The sequence below is a fragment of the Streptococcus sp. KHUD_015 genome (genome assembly GCF_051106265.1).
Classification (GTDB): domain Bacteria; phylum Bacillota; class Bacilli; order Lactobacillales; family Streptococcaceae; genus Streptococcus.
The window spans coordinates 1,887,910-1,903,708 of sequence record NZ_CP193665.1; the positions used below are offsets into that span (position 1 = coordinate 1,887,910).

The window sequence follows — 15,799 nt, forward strand, 5'->3', positions numbered from 1 at the left end:
TATTAAAAACAGCCCTAAAGACGAACTTTAGAACTATTTCAAGACCAGAACAAGGACATTTTTGTCATTGCTTCACTATGCTTTACTATGTTTATAAATATTTTTTTACATCCTCTTGCCATTCCTCTGTCAATTTCTTTACTAGAAATTCATCTCCAATTAGCTGCGCAAATGTTTTAGAAGACTGATAAAATGATTCAGATAAACTAAAATCTCTTTCTACTCTTAATGCTTGCTTCCACAAAAACATAAATACAAGGGGTTTCTTTTGATAATCTTGGGTTTTATCCATAATTTCTTGTAAACACGATAGATAATCATTAAAGCAATCCGTTACTCCTACCTTTTCAAGACAACACATTCCTGAAATAAGAGTATCTCTAATTATAAAGAAGTTTTCTAATTGAGTTACCTTCTTCTGTTCTAAAAGAAAGAGCATTAGCTTTTCGATTTGATTCACAAATTTGGCAAGATCTTTTCTAATAAGCATTTGATAAAAAAACAAACGAATCAACAACATATCATTTATTGAATAAGCTTCTTTTTCTATAATCTGAGGCATATGTTCCTCAAGTATTAACTCTGCGTATTCAGGCCTTCTAGTTCTAGAAGTATCTAAACACGCCTGCAATACTTCACATACTAATTGTTCTTCTTTAGGAAGATTATCAAAGTATATTTTATAAATCTCTTCCAAACACGCTTCTTTCTTATCGTATTCCTCTTCTTTACCATAGATTGGTTCACGTAAAATCTGGTATTTCAATTCTAAATAAGCAGGAGGAAGAGCTGAAAAATCCGGCATAAGGCTATAAGCTGGAACTCCTAAACGACGAGCAATATAGTCTAACTTGGGCAAACTCGGTTGCGAAGCTCCACTTTCAATTCGCGACAGTTGACGAACTGTCAGTTCTTGCTCATCTCCACAAAAATCTGGACGACTAATTCCTTTTTCTATCCGAATCTCTTTGATTTTTTGACCAATTAACATCAGACGCCTCCTCTTCTACCTACTTCGAAAAATACTGTGAAACTTAAAAAATTGTAACAGCTACATCTTTCCTACTCATAAGATTTCATAGCTTCTTCCACTTCTACCAAGGTAACACCAAACAACTCTAAGCGCTTGAGGAGTTGCTTGCCATTGGAATAGCCGATTCGGAGAGCCTCTCCTAGATATTCTCTGCGCTTACGGCTGTCTGCCCCTGCTAGAAAACCAAGTCGAATCAAGTCGCTACGACTAATGTCAAACTGACTCTCATGTTCAAATTGTTCTGTCACCTGAGCTAGAGCTGTTTTCAGGTCTTTATAGCTGGCATGCTCAATTCCCAAAGAACGCCCCTTGGTCTTGGACTTGGGAACAGCTTCATCTCGTTTGAGGAAGGCATGCTGAACTGTTGGAATGGCCGTCATAATCATGCGACGAATCCGCTCCCCATTAAAATCTGGGTCTGTAAAAACGATGACCCCATGACGCTGGTGCAGGCGCTGAATCCTCTCTATATCATGTTCATTAATGGCAGAACCTCGTGTCTCATAGGTCTCTACATCGAAATAACGTTTGAGATTGGCCGTATCATCGCGACCTTCGACCACGATGACTTGGGAAATTTTTTCTTTCATTACTTGCTGTCCAATCCAAAAATGCGTTCTGCATTTGCAGTTGTTACCGCCGCTAGCTCTTCTGTCGTCATGCCACGCAAGTCGGCGATAAAGTCCACTACATAGCGAGTATAGGCTGTTTTGTTTTCGCGACCCCGTTTAGGAACAGGAGCCAAGTAAGGAGCATCTGTCTCCACCAAAATCTTGTCCAAAGGTAACTTTTTAGCCGCTTCTTGGATATCAGTTGCCTTCTTGAAAGTCACCACACCTGAGAAGGAAATGGTCATACCAAGCGCGACAAACTTCTCTGCCCATTCAAGAGTTCCTGAGAAAGAATGCATGATTCCACCACGTGGACCAACCCCCTCGCTCTTGATAATCTCATAAGTATCTTCCAGCGCATCACGGGTATGGACAACAAAAGGCAAATCCAAGCCCTTAGATAGCTGAATCTGACGGCGAAAAACCTGCTCCTGGACCTCTTTTGGAGCTGTCATCCAATGGTAGTCCAATCCAATTTCACCTAAAGCCACAACCTTGGGATGCTTGAGCTTATCAAGCAAATAGGCTTCAATCTCCTCCGTGTAAATCCCTGCTTCTGTCGGATGCCAACCGATTGTCGCATAGAGCTGGTCATACTCATCTACTAACTCCAAGGCACGCTCAATCGTCGGTTTATCAAAACCAACAATATTCATCTGTGTCACACCCATCTCAGCAGCCAAGGTAATTTCTTCTGCCTCACGACCTGCAAATTCTTCTACATTCAAATGTGTATGTGTATCAAAAATCATCTCTTCTAACCTCGTTTTCTATATTCTATTATAGCAAAAAAACTGACCTGTCTCCTCATCTGTAAAAAATATTCTAGAACCCATCATCATCTCTTGATGCTCTTTTTTCAAAACAGTATAATAACTCTTATTGAATTTTTCAACAAAGGAAATGACCTTGTTTACAAAATTAAAACAGACCTTCATCGGTCGTCCTCTTAAGTCCTCGACCGAAGGCGAAGGGGGACTACTGGAAAAAATACAGACCTTGACCATCTTGTCAAGCGGCGCTCTGTTCTCCATCGCCTATGGGCCTTAGCAAGTAGTCCTAATATCCCAGTTTATCTCTAATAAACCTTGGCAGAATATCCTGCACAATCAGATGAGGCTCCAGCTTAAATACGCCCGTCGTTGGCACCAAGACGTCGTTGTCGCTAGCTACTCTTATCACTTAAAAGAATAAAGAAAAGGCCCTACCAGAACCAAGAAGCGTCTGGTAGAGCCTTTTTCTGAATCCAGTCACTAGGCTTATGTTCTTCGAAAATCTCTTCAAACCACGTCAGCTTCACCTTGCCGTAGGTATGGTTACTGACTTCGTCAGTTACATCTACAACCTCAAAACACTGTTTTGAGCTGACTTCGTCAGTTCTATCCACAACCTTAAAGCAGTGCTTTGAGCAACCTGCGGCTAGCTTCCTAGTTTGCTCTTTGATTTTCATTGAGTATTAACTGAAAAGCATGACTAGGAATACTATTGAATGTGGTTAGCTAAATCTTCCTGAGCTTTTTTATTTGACTCAGCTTTTTCTTTCAGCCATTTTTCATAGAGTTCTTGGTACTGTTTAGCAGTTACTGGCTCTTTTTGCAGTTCAACATATTTATAGTTGTCAGCATTTCCTTTATGACCAACAAATGAGAATGGGCCTGTAAACGGTACAGTCTTACGGAAGATTGGGTTGGCTCCGCCACTTTGAACTGGTAGGAAGAGGGCGCTATCTGTCAACCAAGCTTGGGCGTCAGCATATTTTTCATAGCGAGCTTGAGTATCTGTGATTTCAGCATCTGCCTGATCCAAGAGTTTCTTGTAGTCAGAAAGACCAATCTTATCCTTAACTTCCTTGTCTTTTCCTTCAGACAAGCCCATGTTTTTCAACTGAGAACCTGTCTCTGGATCAAGGATAGCTAGGTAAGTCTTCGGATCTGAGTAGTCTCCACCCCATCCTGAGATGTCGATATCGTAGTCTTTTTGTTCTGCTGTATCTGCAAAGTAGGTTGCCTGATCTTTTTCATCTGGAGAAAGTTGGATAACATCGATAACTACATTCTCCTTACCAAGAGTGGCTTCTACTGTTTGCTTGAAAGAACCAGCCTGTTGCACATCTAACTTAGCAGTCTGGTCAACTGGCATATCCAAATGAATTGGGAAGGTTACTCCCTGAGCTTGCAGACTTTCTTTAGCCTTAGCAAATTTCTCTTTGGCCTTGTCAGGGTTCAAGAAAGCTTGCTTACCATCGTTTAGGTTGATATTTGCCCAATCTTTACCGTAGTTGACAATTTTTTCATTGACAATATCACCGAAGTTCTTATCTCCAACTTGGACAAAGTTACTTGGTGTAATCGTGTTACGCAAAATACGGTCTGCTCCATCTTCACCATTTGTCTGCGCTGCATAGGCATGACGGTCAAAGGCAAAGTTGATAGCCTGACGGAAATCTTTATTTTGCATAGCTGCGCGTGAATCTGTCTTTTCCTTATCAGACTGTTTCATAGTCTGCTTGTAGCTTTGACGATTCACGTTGAAAAGATAATAGAAAGTAACTGAGTTTTGTGGTGTATAGGTAATCTTGTCCTCATTGCCCTTCTTGAGTTCAGCAAAGACTGAACTTGTTGGGAAGATACGACCATCTGTGTAGTTACCTTCCAAAAATCCTCTTGTAATGCTATCTTGGTCAGAACCGTCAAAGAAAGAAAGTTTCACTTTCTCGATTTTGACATTGTCCTTATCCCAATAGTTAGGATTTTTATCAAATTCAATCAAAGATTTTGATGTGAAGGACTTAAACAAGTAAGGACCATTTGACAAGATACTTGATGGCGTCACACTTCCAAAGTCATCCCCCTTAGACTTCAAGAAAGCTTCGTTTACAGGACTAAGAATACTTGCTGTTGTTTTAGAGTTCCAATAAGTCTCAGGTTGGTTGAGTGTGTATTGGAGTGTGTAATCATCCACTGCCTTAACACCAACAGTTCCAAAATCGGATGATTTCCCTTCAACATAGTCTGCTAGCCCTTTGATAGAATCTTGTACCAAGTACAAGTTTTCAGCCTTTTTATCAGCCGCATACTTAAGACCAGTCACAAAGTCATGAGCTGTTACATCCGCATACTCTTCTCCTTCAGAAGTGTACCATTTAGCCCCCTGACGGATTTTATAAGTGTAGGTCAAACCATCTTTTGACACAGTCCACGACTCAGCCATAGATGGGATAAGATTGCCATACTGGTCGTTTTCCAACAACCCATCAATCAAGTTGGTTGTGATACTAGATGTAGAGTCTCGGGTAGAAGTAATATAATCCAAGGTATCTGGGTTATTGACAAAGATATAAGAGTAAGTCTTGTCTGCATTACTTGATTGGGAAGTCCCACATGCCGCTAGAGCTAGACCTGCTGTCAAAGCCATAGCTCCAAAAAGCATAACTTTTGATTTCTTCATGATTATTCTCCATTTTTTACAGTATGTGAAATATTATACACCATTTGAGCAAAAATATAAAGCCTTTTTGAACTTTTTTACAAAAATAAAAATCAGTAGACTCGAGTTCCTACTGATTTTTGTTATGGTTCGTTTGGATTATGCAGCCAAAACTTTGCGTCCTTTACGACGACGAGCTGCCAATACGCGACGACCGTTTTTAGTTGACATACGGTTACGGAATCCGTGTTTGCGCGCACGACGAAGTTTACTTGGTTGATAAGTACGTTTCACGATGAATACCTCCTCATAGATTTTGTATTCGTTTAGCCGGCTATAAAGTGATCAGTTACTAAACATACTTTACTATTCTATCTGATTCTTTTACTTTTGTCAATAGCTCTAGGCAAATGTTTCCAGCTTTTTAACGCTTTTTCTGATGTAAGCCCTATCTACGATACTGTTTCAAGAAACGAGTCATCTTTTCTTGGATTTGGGCTAACTCATCAACACGAGGAAGGTAAACGATACGGAAGTGGTCTGGTTCCTTCCAGTTAAAACCACGACCATGAACCAAGAGAACCTTTTCCTGCTTCAAGAAATCAAGGACAAACTGCTCATCATCATCGATACGGTACATATTTCGGTCGATTTTAGGGAAGATATAGAGTCCGGCCTTGGGTTTAACAGCAGACAAACCTGGGATTTCTTGAATGGCATTGTAGATAAAGTTTCTTTGCTCGTAAATCCGTCCACCTGGAAGAAGCAATTCATCAACTGATTGGTGGCCACCCAAGGAAGTTTGTACGACTTGCTGGGCCAAAACGTTAGAGCAAAGGCGCATATTGGACAACATATTGAGCCCTTCGATATAGCCTTTAACGTGTGTCTTAGGACCAGACAAGACCATCCAACCCACACGGAAACCAGCAATACGGTGGGATTTTGAGAGACCATTCATGCTGACACAGAAGACATCTGGTGCCAAGCTCGCCACAGGCGTATGCACATGCCCATCCATGACCATGCGGTCGTAAATTTCATCCGCAAAGATAATCAAATCATTTTGACGGGCAATCTCAATAATCTCCAACAAGAGTTCCTTAGGATAAAGGGCTCCAGTTGGATTATTTGGATTGATAAGGACGATTGCCTTGGTATTTGAAGTGATTTTTGACTTGATATCGTCAATATCTGGATACCATTCTGCAGCTTCATCACAGATATAGTGAACGGCATTTCCTCCAGCTAGACTGACAGCTGCTGTCCAGAGAGGATAGTCTGGCATAGGCACCAAGACCTCGTCTCCATTGTCCAAAAGCCCCTGCATGGACATGACAATCAGTTCACTAACACCATTTCCAAGGTAGATATCATCAATATCTACGTTTGGGAATTTCTTCAATTGGCAATACTGCATGATGGCCTTACGGGCTGAGAAAATCCCTTTGGAGTCAGAATACCCCTCACTATCACGCGCATTCATAATCAAGTCATGAATGACCTCGTCTGGCGCTGTAAAGCCAAATTCTGCTGGATTTCCTGTATTCAGACGTAAAATCTTTTCTCCGTTTGCTCGCATTCGCATGGCTTCTTCCAATACAGGGCCACGGATATCATAAGCAACATGCTCTAACTTACTAGATTTGTTATATTCTTTCATCTTGTTTCCTCAATTCATCAGGATAGTAACATTATACCACTAGAAAGAGAATGCGACAAGTTTACTGAAATGTGTTACTAGATTCAGATGGAAGAAAAGCCTCACTAAAAGCGAAGTCAAGACAGGGGAGATAGCAGGTGTTTTGCCAAAAAACATCACATACCAAAAGATAAACCTAGAAAAAGCAAGCCTAGAAAGGAGTCATAGAGAAGATTGAACATGAGGAAAAGCCCCCATATCATCAAGTAATCCCAGCGACCACTTCTTTTTGCAACTAGGAATAATATCAGATGGTAGAGTAGGTGAAAGACTAAAAAGCCAATAAAACCTGGATAGAGAAGCGGAATTAGCTTCTCTAATTGCCATATCATAATCACTTCTATCAAGACTGAAGCCAGGATGATTCCATAATAAAGGAAATTTGATTTTTTTGTTTCTTGAAAAGAGTTTTTCATCATTCTTCCTCCCTTCACTTCTTTCCTACTATCCTTTCTTTTATTTCATCATATATTTATATAGTTTTTAAGTGCTAACATTCTTTTGAAAAATACTTTTTTTGCTTTACTTCTATAGTGAAAAGGTTTACAATTATAGTAAGAAAATTTCAGGAGGTTTCATTATGGCACAACGTTACCAAAATATTATGGTCGCAATCGATGGTTCTAAGGAAGCGGACTTGGCTTTTGTCAAGGGAGTTCATTCTGCTCTACGAAACGACGCTAAACTCACCATCGCTCATGTCATTGACACACGCGCACTCCAAAGCGTATCCACCTTTGATGCTGAAGTTTACGAACAACTCCAAGTCGACGCTGAAAGTCTGATGAAAGAGTACGAAAAACGTGCTAAAGATGCTGGTGTGACAGATGTTCATATCGTCATTGAAATGGGAAATCCAAAAACCCTCTTGGCACGTACTATTCCCGATGCTGAGGAAGTGGACCTCATCCTCGTTGGCGCAACTGGTCTCAACGCCTTTGAACGCCTCTTGGTCGGCTCTTCATCTGAATACATTCTCCGCCATGCTAAGGTCGATTTGCTGGTTGTGAGAGAACAAGAAAAAACCTTATAATCACGAAGAAAAGGAGCTCAGCGCTCCTTTTTGTTTACTATTTATACTCTTCGAAAATCTCTTCAAACCACGTCAACGTTGCCTTGCCGTAGGTATGTTACTGACTTCGTCAGTTCTATCTACAACCTCAAAGCAGTGCTTTGAGCAGCCTGCGGCTAGTTTGCTCTTTGATTTTCATTGAGTATTATTTCTCTCTTTATGGCGTTCGTAAGCCTTGAGCTGACGCTGCAGTTCCTTTTTAATAGCAGGTTCTGGAGCATATTTTTCTTCCCAATCATCTGGTTTTAAGATTTTATGGGTCACTGGATCAAAATGAGCCTTGCCATCTGGAAAAATTTTCCCCATATTGGCCTGATGGACAATATCAAAAATACGTTCTGGGTCCACTCCCATCAAGACAAAACTACCGTAGGTAAAGTAAAGTGTGTCAATCAAGGCATCCACTTGCCCTACCAAATCTTGCTGAGCAGGCGTCTTCTGTGCTACCTTATCTGCTGCCTTATCAAGGGCCTGATGAAGTTGCGATAGAGCTTGACCAAAGTCCTCTTCAGAAGGGCTGGCAGCTCGAACAAACTCCACCAATTCTTCTATTTTAAAGCCAGCCCTATGGGTTGCACCTTCTAAATCCCAAGCTCGAGGTTCTTCTTGGGTTCGTTCATCCATCATGTGGTGGAAGGTCTTGACCTTATTGAAATGATAGTCACGGCTGACAAAGACTTTTTCTGAAGCTAAAACACCAAAATGTTCTAGGGCCTTATGGATTCCGTCTTGCTGATTGCTGGTGGTAATGTGCTTGGCAACTTCCTTGACACTGCTACTACCATTTCCCATAGCGACCGACATACCGACACCAGCCAGCATTTCAAGGTCGTTATCCGAATCACCAAAGGCCATCACTTGGTTGAGGTCAAAACCATATTCTTTCCCAACTCGTCGAATACCTTCCAATTTAGAGTTTCCTTGATTGATGACATCCGCTGCAAAAGGATTGCTACGTGTCAATTTCAAGTCTTCAAAATCAGCTGCAGCCTTCTCAGATTCTTCCGGTGTCATCAGCATCAAAACTTGGTAGATAGGCTGATTCATCAGATGAAGCAGGTCTTCTTCCTTTTGGGGAACAACCTTGCTGACCATACGATTAAAGGAATGACTCACTGTCCGAGTTAAAACAGAGGGAACGAAGCGACTGATTCGTTGGGAAAAAGAACCCAAACCAAAGGACATGATTTTGGAACCCAACATGGCATCCTTGGTCCCTAATGCAATCTCCTTGCCCTCTTTTTTAGCATACGTAATGAGCTGGCGCAAATGTAACTTGGAAATTGGGCTCGTGAACAAGACTCTGTCTTTAGTAAAGATATACTGGCCATTATAGGTTACCGCAAAGTCCAAATCCAAATCGTCCATCAATTCCTTAACAAAAAAAGGTCCTCGCCCTGTCGCTACACCAACCAACACCCCTTGTTCTTTGACAATCTTAATCGCGTCCTTAGTGGATTTCAAAACACTCTTGCGATCGTTGACCAAGGTTCCATCGATATCAAAAAAAACAGCTTTGACTTCCATCCTATCCCAATCTCCCCTTTTGTGATACAATGATTATACCACATTTCAGAAAGAGTGAGTAAATCATGCCTAAGAAAATCCTTGTTTTACATACGGGAGGGACTATTTCCATGCAGGCCGATGCCTCTGGCGCTGTTGTAACGAGTTCAGATAATCCCATGAACCATGTGTCCAATCCCCTCAACGGAATCCAAGTCCATGCCCTAGACTTTTTTAACCTGCCAAGCCCTCATATCAAACCTAAGCATATGTTGGCCCTCTACCAAAAAATCAAAGAGGAAGCTGCTAACTACGATGGGGTGGTAATCACACACGGAACCGACACTTTGGAAGAAACAGCCTATTTCCTTGACACCATGGAAGTTCCCCATATGCCTATCGTTCTAACAGGTGCCATGCGCAGCTCTAACGAACTCGGTAGTGACGGTGTTTATAATTATCTGAGTGCTCTACGAGTGGCCAGCGATGACAGGGCTGCTGATAAAGGAGTTTTGGTCGTTATGAACGATGAAATCCACGCAGCCAAGTATGTTACTAAAACACATACAACCAACGTCAGCACCTTCCAGACTCCAACACACGGGCCACTTGGTCTGATTATGAAACAGGAAATACTCTACTTTAAAACAGCTGAACCTCGTGTTCGCTTTGACCTTAATCACATACAAGGCTTAGTCCCTATCATCTCTGCTTATGCTGGTATGACAGATGAGCTGATTGATATGCTGGATTTGGAACAATTGGACGGTTTGATTATCCAAGCCTTCGGAGCTGGTAATATTCCCAAAGAAACGGCTCAAAAATTAGAAAGCCTTCTGCAAAAAGGAATCCCAGTCGCCCTGGTTTCACGATGCTTTAACGGTATCGCTGAGCCTGTTTATGCCTACCAAGGTGGAGGCGTGCAGTTGCAAAAATCAGGCGTTTTCTTTGTTAAAGAACTCAACGCCCAAAAAGCCCGTTTGAAACTCCTCATCGCCCTCAATGCCGGACTAACAGGACAGGCTTTGAAAGACTATATGGAAGGCTAATACTCTTCTCTAGAAAGCAAAATCAGGAAATCTTCACGATCCCCTGATTTTTTCTATTTACGTTTTCGTGTTGAACGACGTTCTGTCAAACCATGAGGCAAGAGAACTTCACGTTCTTCCAACTCTTCCTTGTGCATAATCTTAGTCAACATACGCATACTAATGGCACCAAGGTCATAAAGAGGTTGGGCAATAGTTGTCAAGTTTGGACGGGTAAAGCGTGAGATTTGTGAATCATCACTAGTAATAATTTCAAACTCTTCTGGTACTGACACACCCTTATCAGCAAGGCCGTTCAAGACACCTGCTGCCAACTCATCACCTGTTACAACTGCTGCAGTTGCGTTTGATGAAATCAAGCGTTCTGCCAAGGCATAACCGTCTTCATAAGTGTATTTAGACTCGAATACCAATCCTTCGCTATAAGAAATACCTGCTTTTTTCAAGGCTTCCTTGTAGCCAACCAAACGAACCTTACCATTGATGTCATCCACTAGTGGACCGCTAACGAAAGCAATGCGCTCATTTTCTTTAGCAAGGTAGGTTACTGCATCAATCGTTGCTTGTTTGTAGTCAATATTGACACTTGGAAGCTGATGTTCTACATCCACAGTTCCTGCAAGAACAACTGGTGTTCGAGAACGAGAAAACTCTGAACGAATTTTTTCAGTCAAGTGATACCCCATAAAGATGATACCATCCACTTGCTTAGAAAATAGTGTATTGACAACTGAAACTTCCTTGTCATCGTCCTCATCACTATTGGCAAGGACGATGTTATACTTGTACATTTCAGCGATATCATCAATCCCTTTGGCAAGCGTTGAGAAATAACCATTGGTAATATTTGGGATCACAACACCGACAGTGGTTGTCTTTTTACTTGCAAGACCACGTGCCACTGCATTTGGACGATAATCCAAACGGTCAATCACCTCAAGTACTTTTTTTCTAGTATTCTCTTTTACATTCTTATTGCCATTGACTACACGGCTAACTGTCGCCATTGAAACTCCTGCTTCACGGGCGACATCATAAATCGTTACTGTATCGTCTGTATTCATTCCATTTCCTTTCTATATCATACCTCACGAGACTCCAAAAAAGAGACGGTATGAAAATTTCGTTTTCATGATTCTACTTATTCCATTTTATCACTATTTGTAAACACTTTCAAGCATTTTTTGAAGAATATTTGAAAAAAATTTCATATAAAACTATGTTTATAAAGAAAAAATCTCCTTTTCTTGATTTTTAATCCTATTTGCTGTATGATAAGGGAAAAGAAAGGGGGCAGAAATATGGCTTTTACTAATACCCAGATGCGGTCTGCTAGTTTTGGTATTGTTACCAACTTGCCTGATGATGTCATTGACTCTTTTTGGTATATTATTGACCACTTCTTAAAAAATGTCTTTGAACTGGAAGAAGAACTCGAGTTTCAATTGCTTAATAACCAAGGAAAAATTACCTTCCATTTTTCAAGTCAACACCTCCCTACAGCTATTGATTTTGACTTTAACCATCCTTTCGACCCTCTTTATCCGCCAAGAGTACTGGTTTTAGACATGGACGGTAGAGAAACTATCCTCCTCCCAGAAGAAAATGATCTATTTTAAAAACTCTAGCCTTCAGTTGCAAGTGACTGAAAACTAGAGTTTTTTTATTTTTTCAAAGCATCATACAAGTTGCGGATAGGTTGCTTTAATGTAGGATGGATAAAATGAGGTGCAATTTCCTGTAAGGACTCAAGGACAAAAAGGCGTTCCGCTATGTAAGGATGAGGCAATATGAGGTCGTCTGTATAAAGGATCTGGTCCTCCACAAAGAGCAAGTCTAAATCAATCAAACGAGGTCCCCAATAGATTTCTCTCACCCGTCCCATCTCTGACTCAATGGCTAACAAGATCTCTAATAGCACTGGGGCAGGCAACCATGTTTCAACCTCAACCACTTGATTTGCAAAGCTATCCTGCTCAACACCACCCCAAGGCTCCGTCGTCAAGACACTGGACTCTTTAAGAATATGGATACCACGAGCTCGCATGTTCTCAATGGCTTGCTTCAAGTTTGCTTGTTTATCTCCTATATTGCTTCCTAGGGCGATAAAGGCCAGTTGCTTACGGCGATGAATGGTTACCGAGCAAGTATCTAGTGGCAAATGCACCGGTGCCCAAGGTTTTTTCAGTCCCAACTTAATTTCTTGGACAAGAGGATAAGTTTCAAAGGTACGTTCTACCAGTTTATAGGCTACCGTTTCTATCAAATCCTCAGTTGTTTCCTGAAACCAAGTCGTCCACTGCTGACACAATTCTCCATAATGGACAGAAGCCATTAAATCCAAGTCTGTAGCCGCCTTGGTCATATCATAGGATAGGATGGCTGAAACGACAAACTTCTGCCCCAATTCCTTCTCACTAGGAAAAAGACCATGATAGGCAAAAATTTCCAAATCCTTAATCTGCAGTTGATCCATAATGATTCCTTTCTAGAAAAATCCGCTTGAAGCGGATTCTTTTTATAGTCCCATTAAACGATAAGCCTGGTCGCGGAGGTCCTTATCTGTTTCAAACAAACCACGAGCTACTGTCGTCAAGGTTGCAGTGCCTGGTTTTCTGACACCACGCATGCTCATACACATATGTTCCGCCTCAATGACAACAAAGGCTCCTTTAGCACCCAGATACTCCATCAAGGCATCGGCTACTTCGATATTCAATCTTTCTTGAATTTGTGGTTTTTTCGAATAAACTTCAACCGTACGGGCTAGCTTAGACAAACCTGCCACACGGCCATCTGGAATGTAGGCAATATGCGCTTTCCCATAAAATGGTAGAAAGTGGTGCTCACACATAGTGTGGAAAAAGATATCCTTTTCTACTACCATGTTATCGTCGATAATTTCAAAGGATTTTGACAAATGTTCCTCTGCCGTTTGACCAAGACCTGAAAAAATCTCTTGGTACATACGAGCTACACGAGCAGGTGTTTCCTGCAAGCCCTCGCGGTTAGCGTCCTCTCCTACAGCCTCGATAATCATTTTTACAGCTGCTTCAATCTTTTGTGTATCCATTCTCGTTCTTCCTCTCCATCAGATAGGCTCTCACTTGGCTCAAGAAATACAAGGAACCTGTGACAATCCTAACTGTTTGTTTCTCTTCTTTTTTATCTGTCAATTTTTGCTCTAGAAAATCCTGCCAAGCTTGGTAGCTGAGATTTCTAGATCTAGCTACCTCTTTCAGCACGCTTTCATCAGTCGCCCGACTATCGTCAAAATGTGTCAGAGTAAGCTCTGTATCTGGCAGGGCCCCCAGCAAGTCCAACATATCCTCCAAGGCCTTGGTTTTGATACAAGTAAAGAGGATTTCCTTGCGATAATCCGCAAAGCGTTCTTGCAAGGTTGCTAATAAAGCCTTGATAGCATGGGGATTGTGGGCCCCATCCAAAATCATCAGGGGGTCTCTCGACACAACTTCCAAACGCCCCGGCCAACTTGTTTCTTCCAAGGCCTGAGCAAGCAAGTCATTACTTGCTAGTTCTCGACCATCCTCTTGACAAAATGTATCAAGTAGAGCTATGGCCATCCCAGCATTCTCTATCTGGTGCAAACCAAGCAAACCTGTTTGGAGACAACCTTGTCTGAGAGAACTAGTATAATTAAAGACTTCCCCTGTCACCACACTTTCTTGATGACCAACCTGATAATCTACCCCGTAGGCAAGTCTCGGCGCAGCTTTCCCTTCCGCAATGCGGTCAATCACAGCCAAGGCTTCTGGAGCGATACGACCTGTCACCAAGGGAACTCTTCGTTTTATAATACCAGCTTTCTGCTCTGCTATAGCTTCCAATGTATCCCCAAGTAGGGCTACATGGTCCAGTCCAATGGTCGTGATACCTGTTAAAATGGGCTGGCAAACATTAGTACTATCCAAAAGTCCACCCATACCCACTTCCATGATGGCCACATCTACTTGCTCGGAGGCAAAGTAGTCATAGGCTATGGCTGTGATAATCTCAAACTCGGTTGTTCCCTGCAAATTGGCAGTCGCTTCCCCCTCCAGCAAAGACTGATAGTCCACCATGAGAGCTTCTAGTCTCGCTTCTGGGATAGATTCCCCATTGATGCTAATCTGGTCTGTGTAATGAATGAGATAGGGCGAGCTGAACACCCCAACTCTCAGCCCTAGCTTTTCTAGCATATTTTTCAAAAAAGCAATGGTCGAACCCTTGCCATTGGTCCCTCCGATATGGATAACCTTGAGTTTGAGATGGGGATTGCCACGCAAAGCTAATAGTTCCACCATGCGTTCCAAGCCAAAATGCGGTTGGTTCGTCCGGTAGTTGGCAATCCACTGATTGTTTTCAATTTCTTTCATCTTATTTATATTGTTTTAAATCTAGATTTTCCGCTTCATCAGCAAGACGAATGGCGGAGGCAATTTCAACTGCCATCCTGTGACTAGCTACGTCATGCACGCGCACCACTTCTACACCCTGTCTTGCAGCGATACTAGTTACATGAGCCGAAGCCGTATCTCGATTGCGGAAACCGAGCTCTGTCTCGGGATTGACCTCAAAACCACTTTCTTCAAGGATATTGATGACAAATCGCTTGCGCGACACTCCAAGAAAGATTGGATAGCCCTTCTGATGTAGTTTATCCAGGTCCCGTAAAAGAAGCAAATTTTCTTTCTTGGTCAGACCAAAGCCGATTCCCGGATCCAACAGGATATTTTCTTGTGCAATCCTAGCTTGATTGGCTCTCGCTAGTGCTCGTTCAAAGAAATTCTCCAGCAACTCTTCGATTGTCATTTTTTCAAAGTCAGCTAACTCTTCCTCTGTAAAAGCTTGATTAAATCCAAAATGAGGAAATATGAGCGAGCTAGGATGCTGAGGTCGAGCCATAACTGGATTAAACATGATGACCACTTTCGCTCCAGCCTTAGCTACAACATGGGCCATTTTTTCATCACCCATGAGACCAGTGATATCATTGACTAGATTGGCACCAGCAGCCAAAGCAGCTTCTGCTACCTGACTCTTCCAAGTATCAATAGAGATGAGGACATCACTTTCCTTGCGAATAGCTTTGATCACTGGAACAACACGCTGGATTTCCTCTTCTATCTCAACATAGCTACTTCCCGGCCGAGTCGATTCTCCGCCGATATCGAGCATACTAGCCCCTTCTGCTATCAATTTACGAGCCTGCTGGAGTGCCTGCTCAAGAGCAAAAAATTGACCACCGTCCGAAAAGGAGTCTGGGGTTACATTAATAATTCCGCAAATAGATGTCTTTGAATGATTGGCTTTACTTGACATATTGGTCACTCCCTCAAGGCTTTTCATCATATTATTTCTCTATTTTACCATAAAAAGAAAAAGATGGACACGATTGCA

The 15,799-nt window shown here is 41.9% G+C and carries 17 protein-coding genes and 1 pseudogene; 4 read left to right on the forward strand and 14 right to left on the reverse strand.

The window, feature by feature from the left end; translation table 11 throughout:
* Positions 1 to 91: 91 nt before the first annotated feature.
* The 3 genes from ACORHU_RS08885 to ACORHU_RS08895 all read right to left on the reverse strand — a co-directional run bounded on the left by ACORHU_RS08885 (position 92) and on the right by ACORHU_RS08895 (position 2,396).
* Entirely contained in the window at positions 92 to 991 is a 900-nt protein-coding gene (locus ACORHU_RS08885) for an XRE family transcriptional regulator (RefSeq protein ID WP_173277190.1), read from the reverse strand.
* Positions 992 to 1,062: 71 nt separating this feature from the next.
* Positions 1,063 to 1,623, reverse strand: a complete 561-nt coding sequence (gene rnmV, locus ACORHU_RS08890) for a ribonuclease M5 (RefSeq protein WP_434364393.1) — start codon at positions 1,621 to 1,623, stop codon at positions 1,063 to 1,065.
* Complete coding sequence (locus ACORHU_RS08895) at positions 1,623 to 2,396, reverse strand: TatD family hydrolase (protein WP_434364394.1); 774 nt, start codon at positions 2,394 to 2,396, stop codon at positions 1,623 to 1,625. The genes rnmV and ACORHU_RS08895 overlap by 1 nt, the downstream gene beginning before the upstream one ends.
* Positions 2,397 to 2,553: 157 nt before the next feature.
* On the opposite strand from ACORHU_RS08895, the pseudogene ACORHU_RS08900 reads away from it, so the two are divergent.
* Positions 2,554 to 2,691: pseudogene (locus ACORHU_RS08900) on the forward strand (amino acid permease); the annotation flags it as partial.
* Positions 2,692 to 2,848: 157 nt separating this feature from the next.
* On the opposite strand, the gene ACORHU_RS08905 reads toward ACORHU_RS08900, so the two are convergent.
* The 5 genes from ACORHU_RS08905 to ACORHU_RS08925 all read right to left on the reverse strand — a co-directional run bounded on the left by ACORHU_RS08905 (position 2,849) and on the right by ACORHU_RS08925 (position 7,191).
* Positions 2,849 to 3,094, reverse strand: coding sequence for a hypothetical protein (locus tag ACORHU_RS08905; protein ID WP_434364395.1), 246 nt, complete (start codon positions 3,092 to 3,094; stop codon positions 2,849 to 2,851).
* A 32-nt stretch (positions 3,095 to 3,126) separates the two neighbouring features.
* A complete protein-coding gene (locus ACORHU_RS08910) occupies positions 3,127 to 5,091 on the reverse strand; it encodes a peptide ABC transporter substrate-binding protein (protein ID WP_434364396.1) in 1,965 nt (654 codons plus the stop codon).
* A 138-nt stretch (positions 5,092 to 5,229) separates the two neighbouring features.
* On the reverse strand, positions 5,230 to 5,364 hold the full coding sequence (gene rpmH / locus ACORHU_RS08915; RefSeq protein ID WP_000831905.1) for a 50S ribosomal protein L34: 135 nt from the start codon (positions 5,362 to 5,364) through the stop codon (positions 5,230 to 5,232).
* 154 nt (positions 5,365 to 5,518) lie between these two features.
* Positions 5,519 to 6,733 (reverse strand): pyridoxal phosphate-dependent aminotransferase, encoded by a 1,215-nt coding sequence (locus tag ACORHU_RS08920; RefSeq protein WP_000666459.1) that lies wholly within the window; start codon positions 6,731 to 6,733, stop codon positions 5,519 to 5,521.
* 155 nt (positions 6,734 to 6,888) lie between these two features.
* On the reverse strand, positions 6,889 to 7,191 hold the full coding sequence (locus ACORHU_RS08925; protein WP_025171347.1) for a hypothetical protein: 303 nt from the start codon (positions 7,189 to 7,191) through the stop codon (positions 6,889 to 6,891).
* Between the two features lie 161 nt (positions 7,192 to 7,352).
* On the opposite strand from ACORHU_RS08925, the gene ACORHU_RS08930 reads away from it, so the two are divergent.
* Positions 7,353 to 7,805, forward strand: a complete 453-nt coding sequence (locus ACORHU_RS08930; protein ID WP_153226542.1) for a universal stress protein — start codon at positions 7,353 to 7,355, stop codon at positions 7,803 to 7,805.
* A gap of 174 nt (positions 7,806 to 7,979) precedes the next feature.
* Here the strand turns inward: ACORHU_RS08930 and ACORHU_RS08935 are convergent, their stop codons facing one another.
* Entirely contained in the window at positions 7,980 to 9,371 is a 1,392-nt protein-coding gene (locus tag ACORHU_RS08935; protein WP_434364397.1) for a Cof-type HAD-IIB family hydrolase, read from the reverse strand.
* 65 nt (positions 9,372 to 9,436) lie between these two features.
* Here ACORHU_RS08935 and ACORHU_RS08940 point away from each other — a divergent pair, with 65 nt between their 5' ends.
* A complete protein-coding gene (locus ACORHU_RS08940; protein ID WP_153198611.1) occupies positions 9,437 to 10,399 on the forward strand; it encodes an asparaginase in 963 nt (320 codons plus the stop codon).
* Positions 10,400 to 10,452: 53 nt separating this feature from the next.
* Here the strand turns inward: ACORHU_RS08940 and ccpA are convergent, their stop codons facing one another.
* Complete coding sequence (gene ccpA / locus ACORHU_RS08945) at positions 10,453 to 11,463, reverse strand: catabolite control protein A (RefSeq protein ID WP_001090627.1); 1,011 nt, start codon at positions 11,461 to 11,463, stop codon at positions 10,453 to 10,455.
* A gap of 237 nt (positions 11,464 to 11,700) precedes the next feature.
* Between ccpA and ACORHU_RS08950 the strand changes: the two genes are divergently transcribed.
* Entirely contained in the window at positions 11,701 to 12,018 is a 318-nt protein-coding gene (locus tag ACORHU_RS08950) for a DUF960 domain-containing protein (protein ID WP_000886036.1), read from the forward strand.
* A gap of 44 nt (positions 12,019 to 12,062) precedes the next feature.
* Here ACORHU_RS08950 and folK read toward each other — a convergent pair whose 3' ends face one another.
* From folK to folP, 4 genes are read right to left on the reverse strand one after another with little or no spacing between them, the layout of a single operon-like run.
* Positions 12,063 to 12,875, reverse strand: a complete 813-nt coding sequence (folK, locus tag ACORHU_RS08955; protein ID WP_434364398.1) for a 2-amino-4-hydroxy-6-hydroxymethyldihydropteridine diphosphokinase — start codon at positions 12,873 to 12,875, stop codon at positions 12,063 to 12,065.
* 42 nt (positions 12,876 to 12,917) lie between these two features.
* Entirely contained in the window at positions 12,918 to 13,472 is a 555-nt protein-coding gene (folE, locus tag ACORHU_RS08960; protein ID WP_000380913.1) for a GTP cyclohydrolase I FolE, read from the reverse strand.
* Positions 13,453 to 14,775, reverse strand: a complete 1,323-nt coding sequence (locus tag ACORHU_RS08965; RefSeq protein WP_434364399.1) for a bifunctional folylpolyglutamate synthase/dihydrofolate synthase — start codon at positions 14,773 to 14,775, stop codon at positions 13,453 to 13,455. The genes folE and ACORHU_RS08965 overlap by 20 nt, the downstream gene beginning before the upstream one ends.
* 1 nt (position 14,776) lies before the next feature.
* Positions 14,777 to 15,751, reverse strand: coding sequence for a dihydropteroate synthase (gene folP / locus ACORHU_RS08970; RefSeq protein ID WP_181146592.1), 975 nt, complete (start codon positions 15,749 to 15,751; stop codon positions 14,777 to 14,779).
* Positions 15,752 to 15,799: the final 48 nt, after the last annotated feature.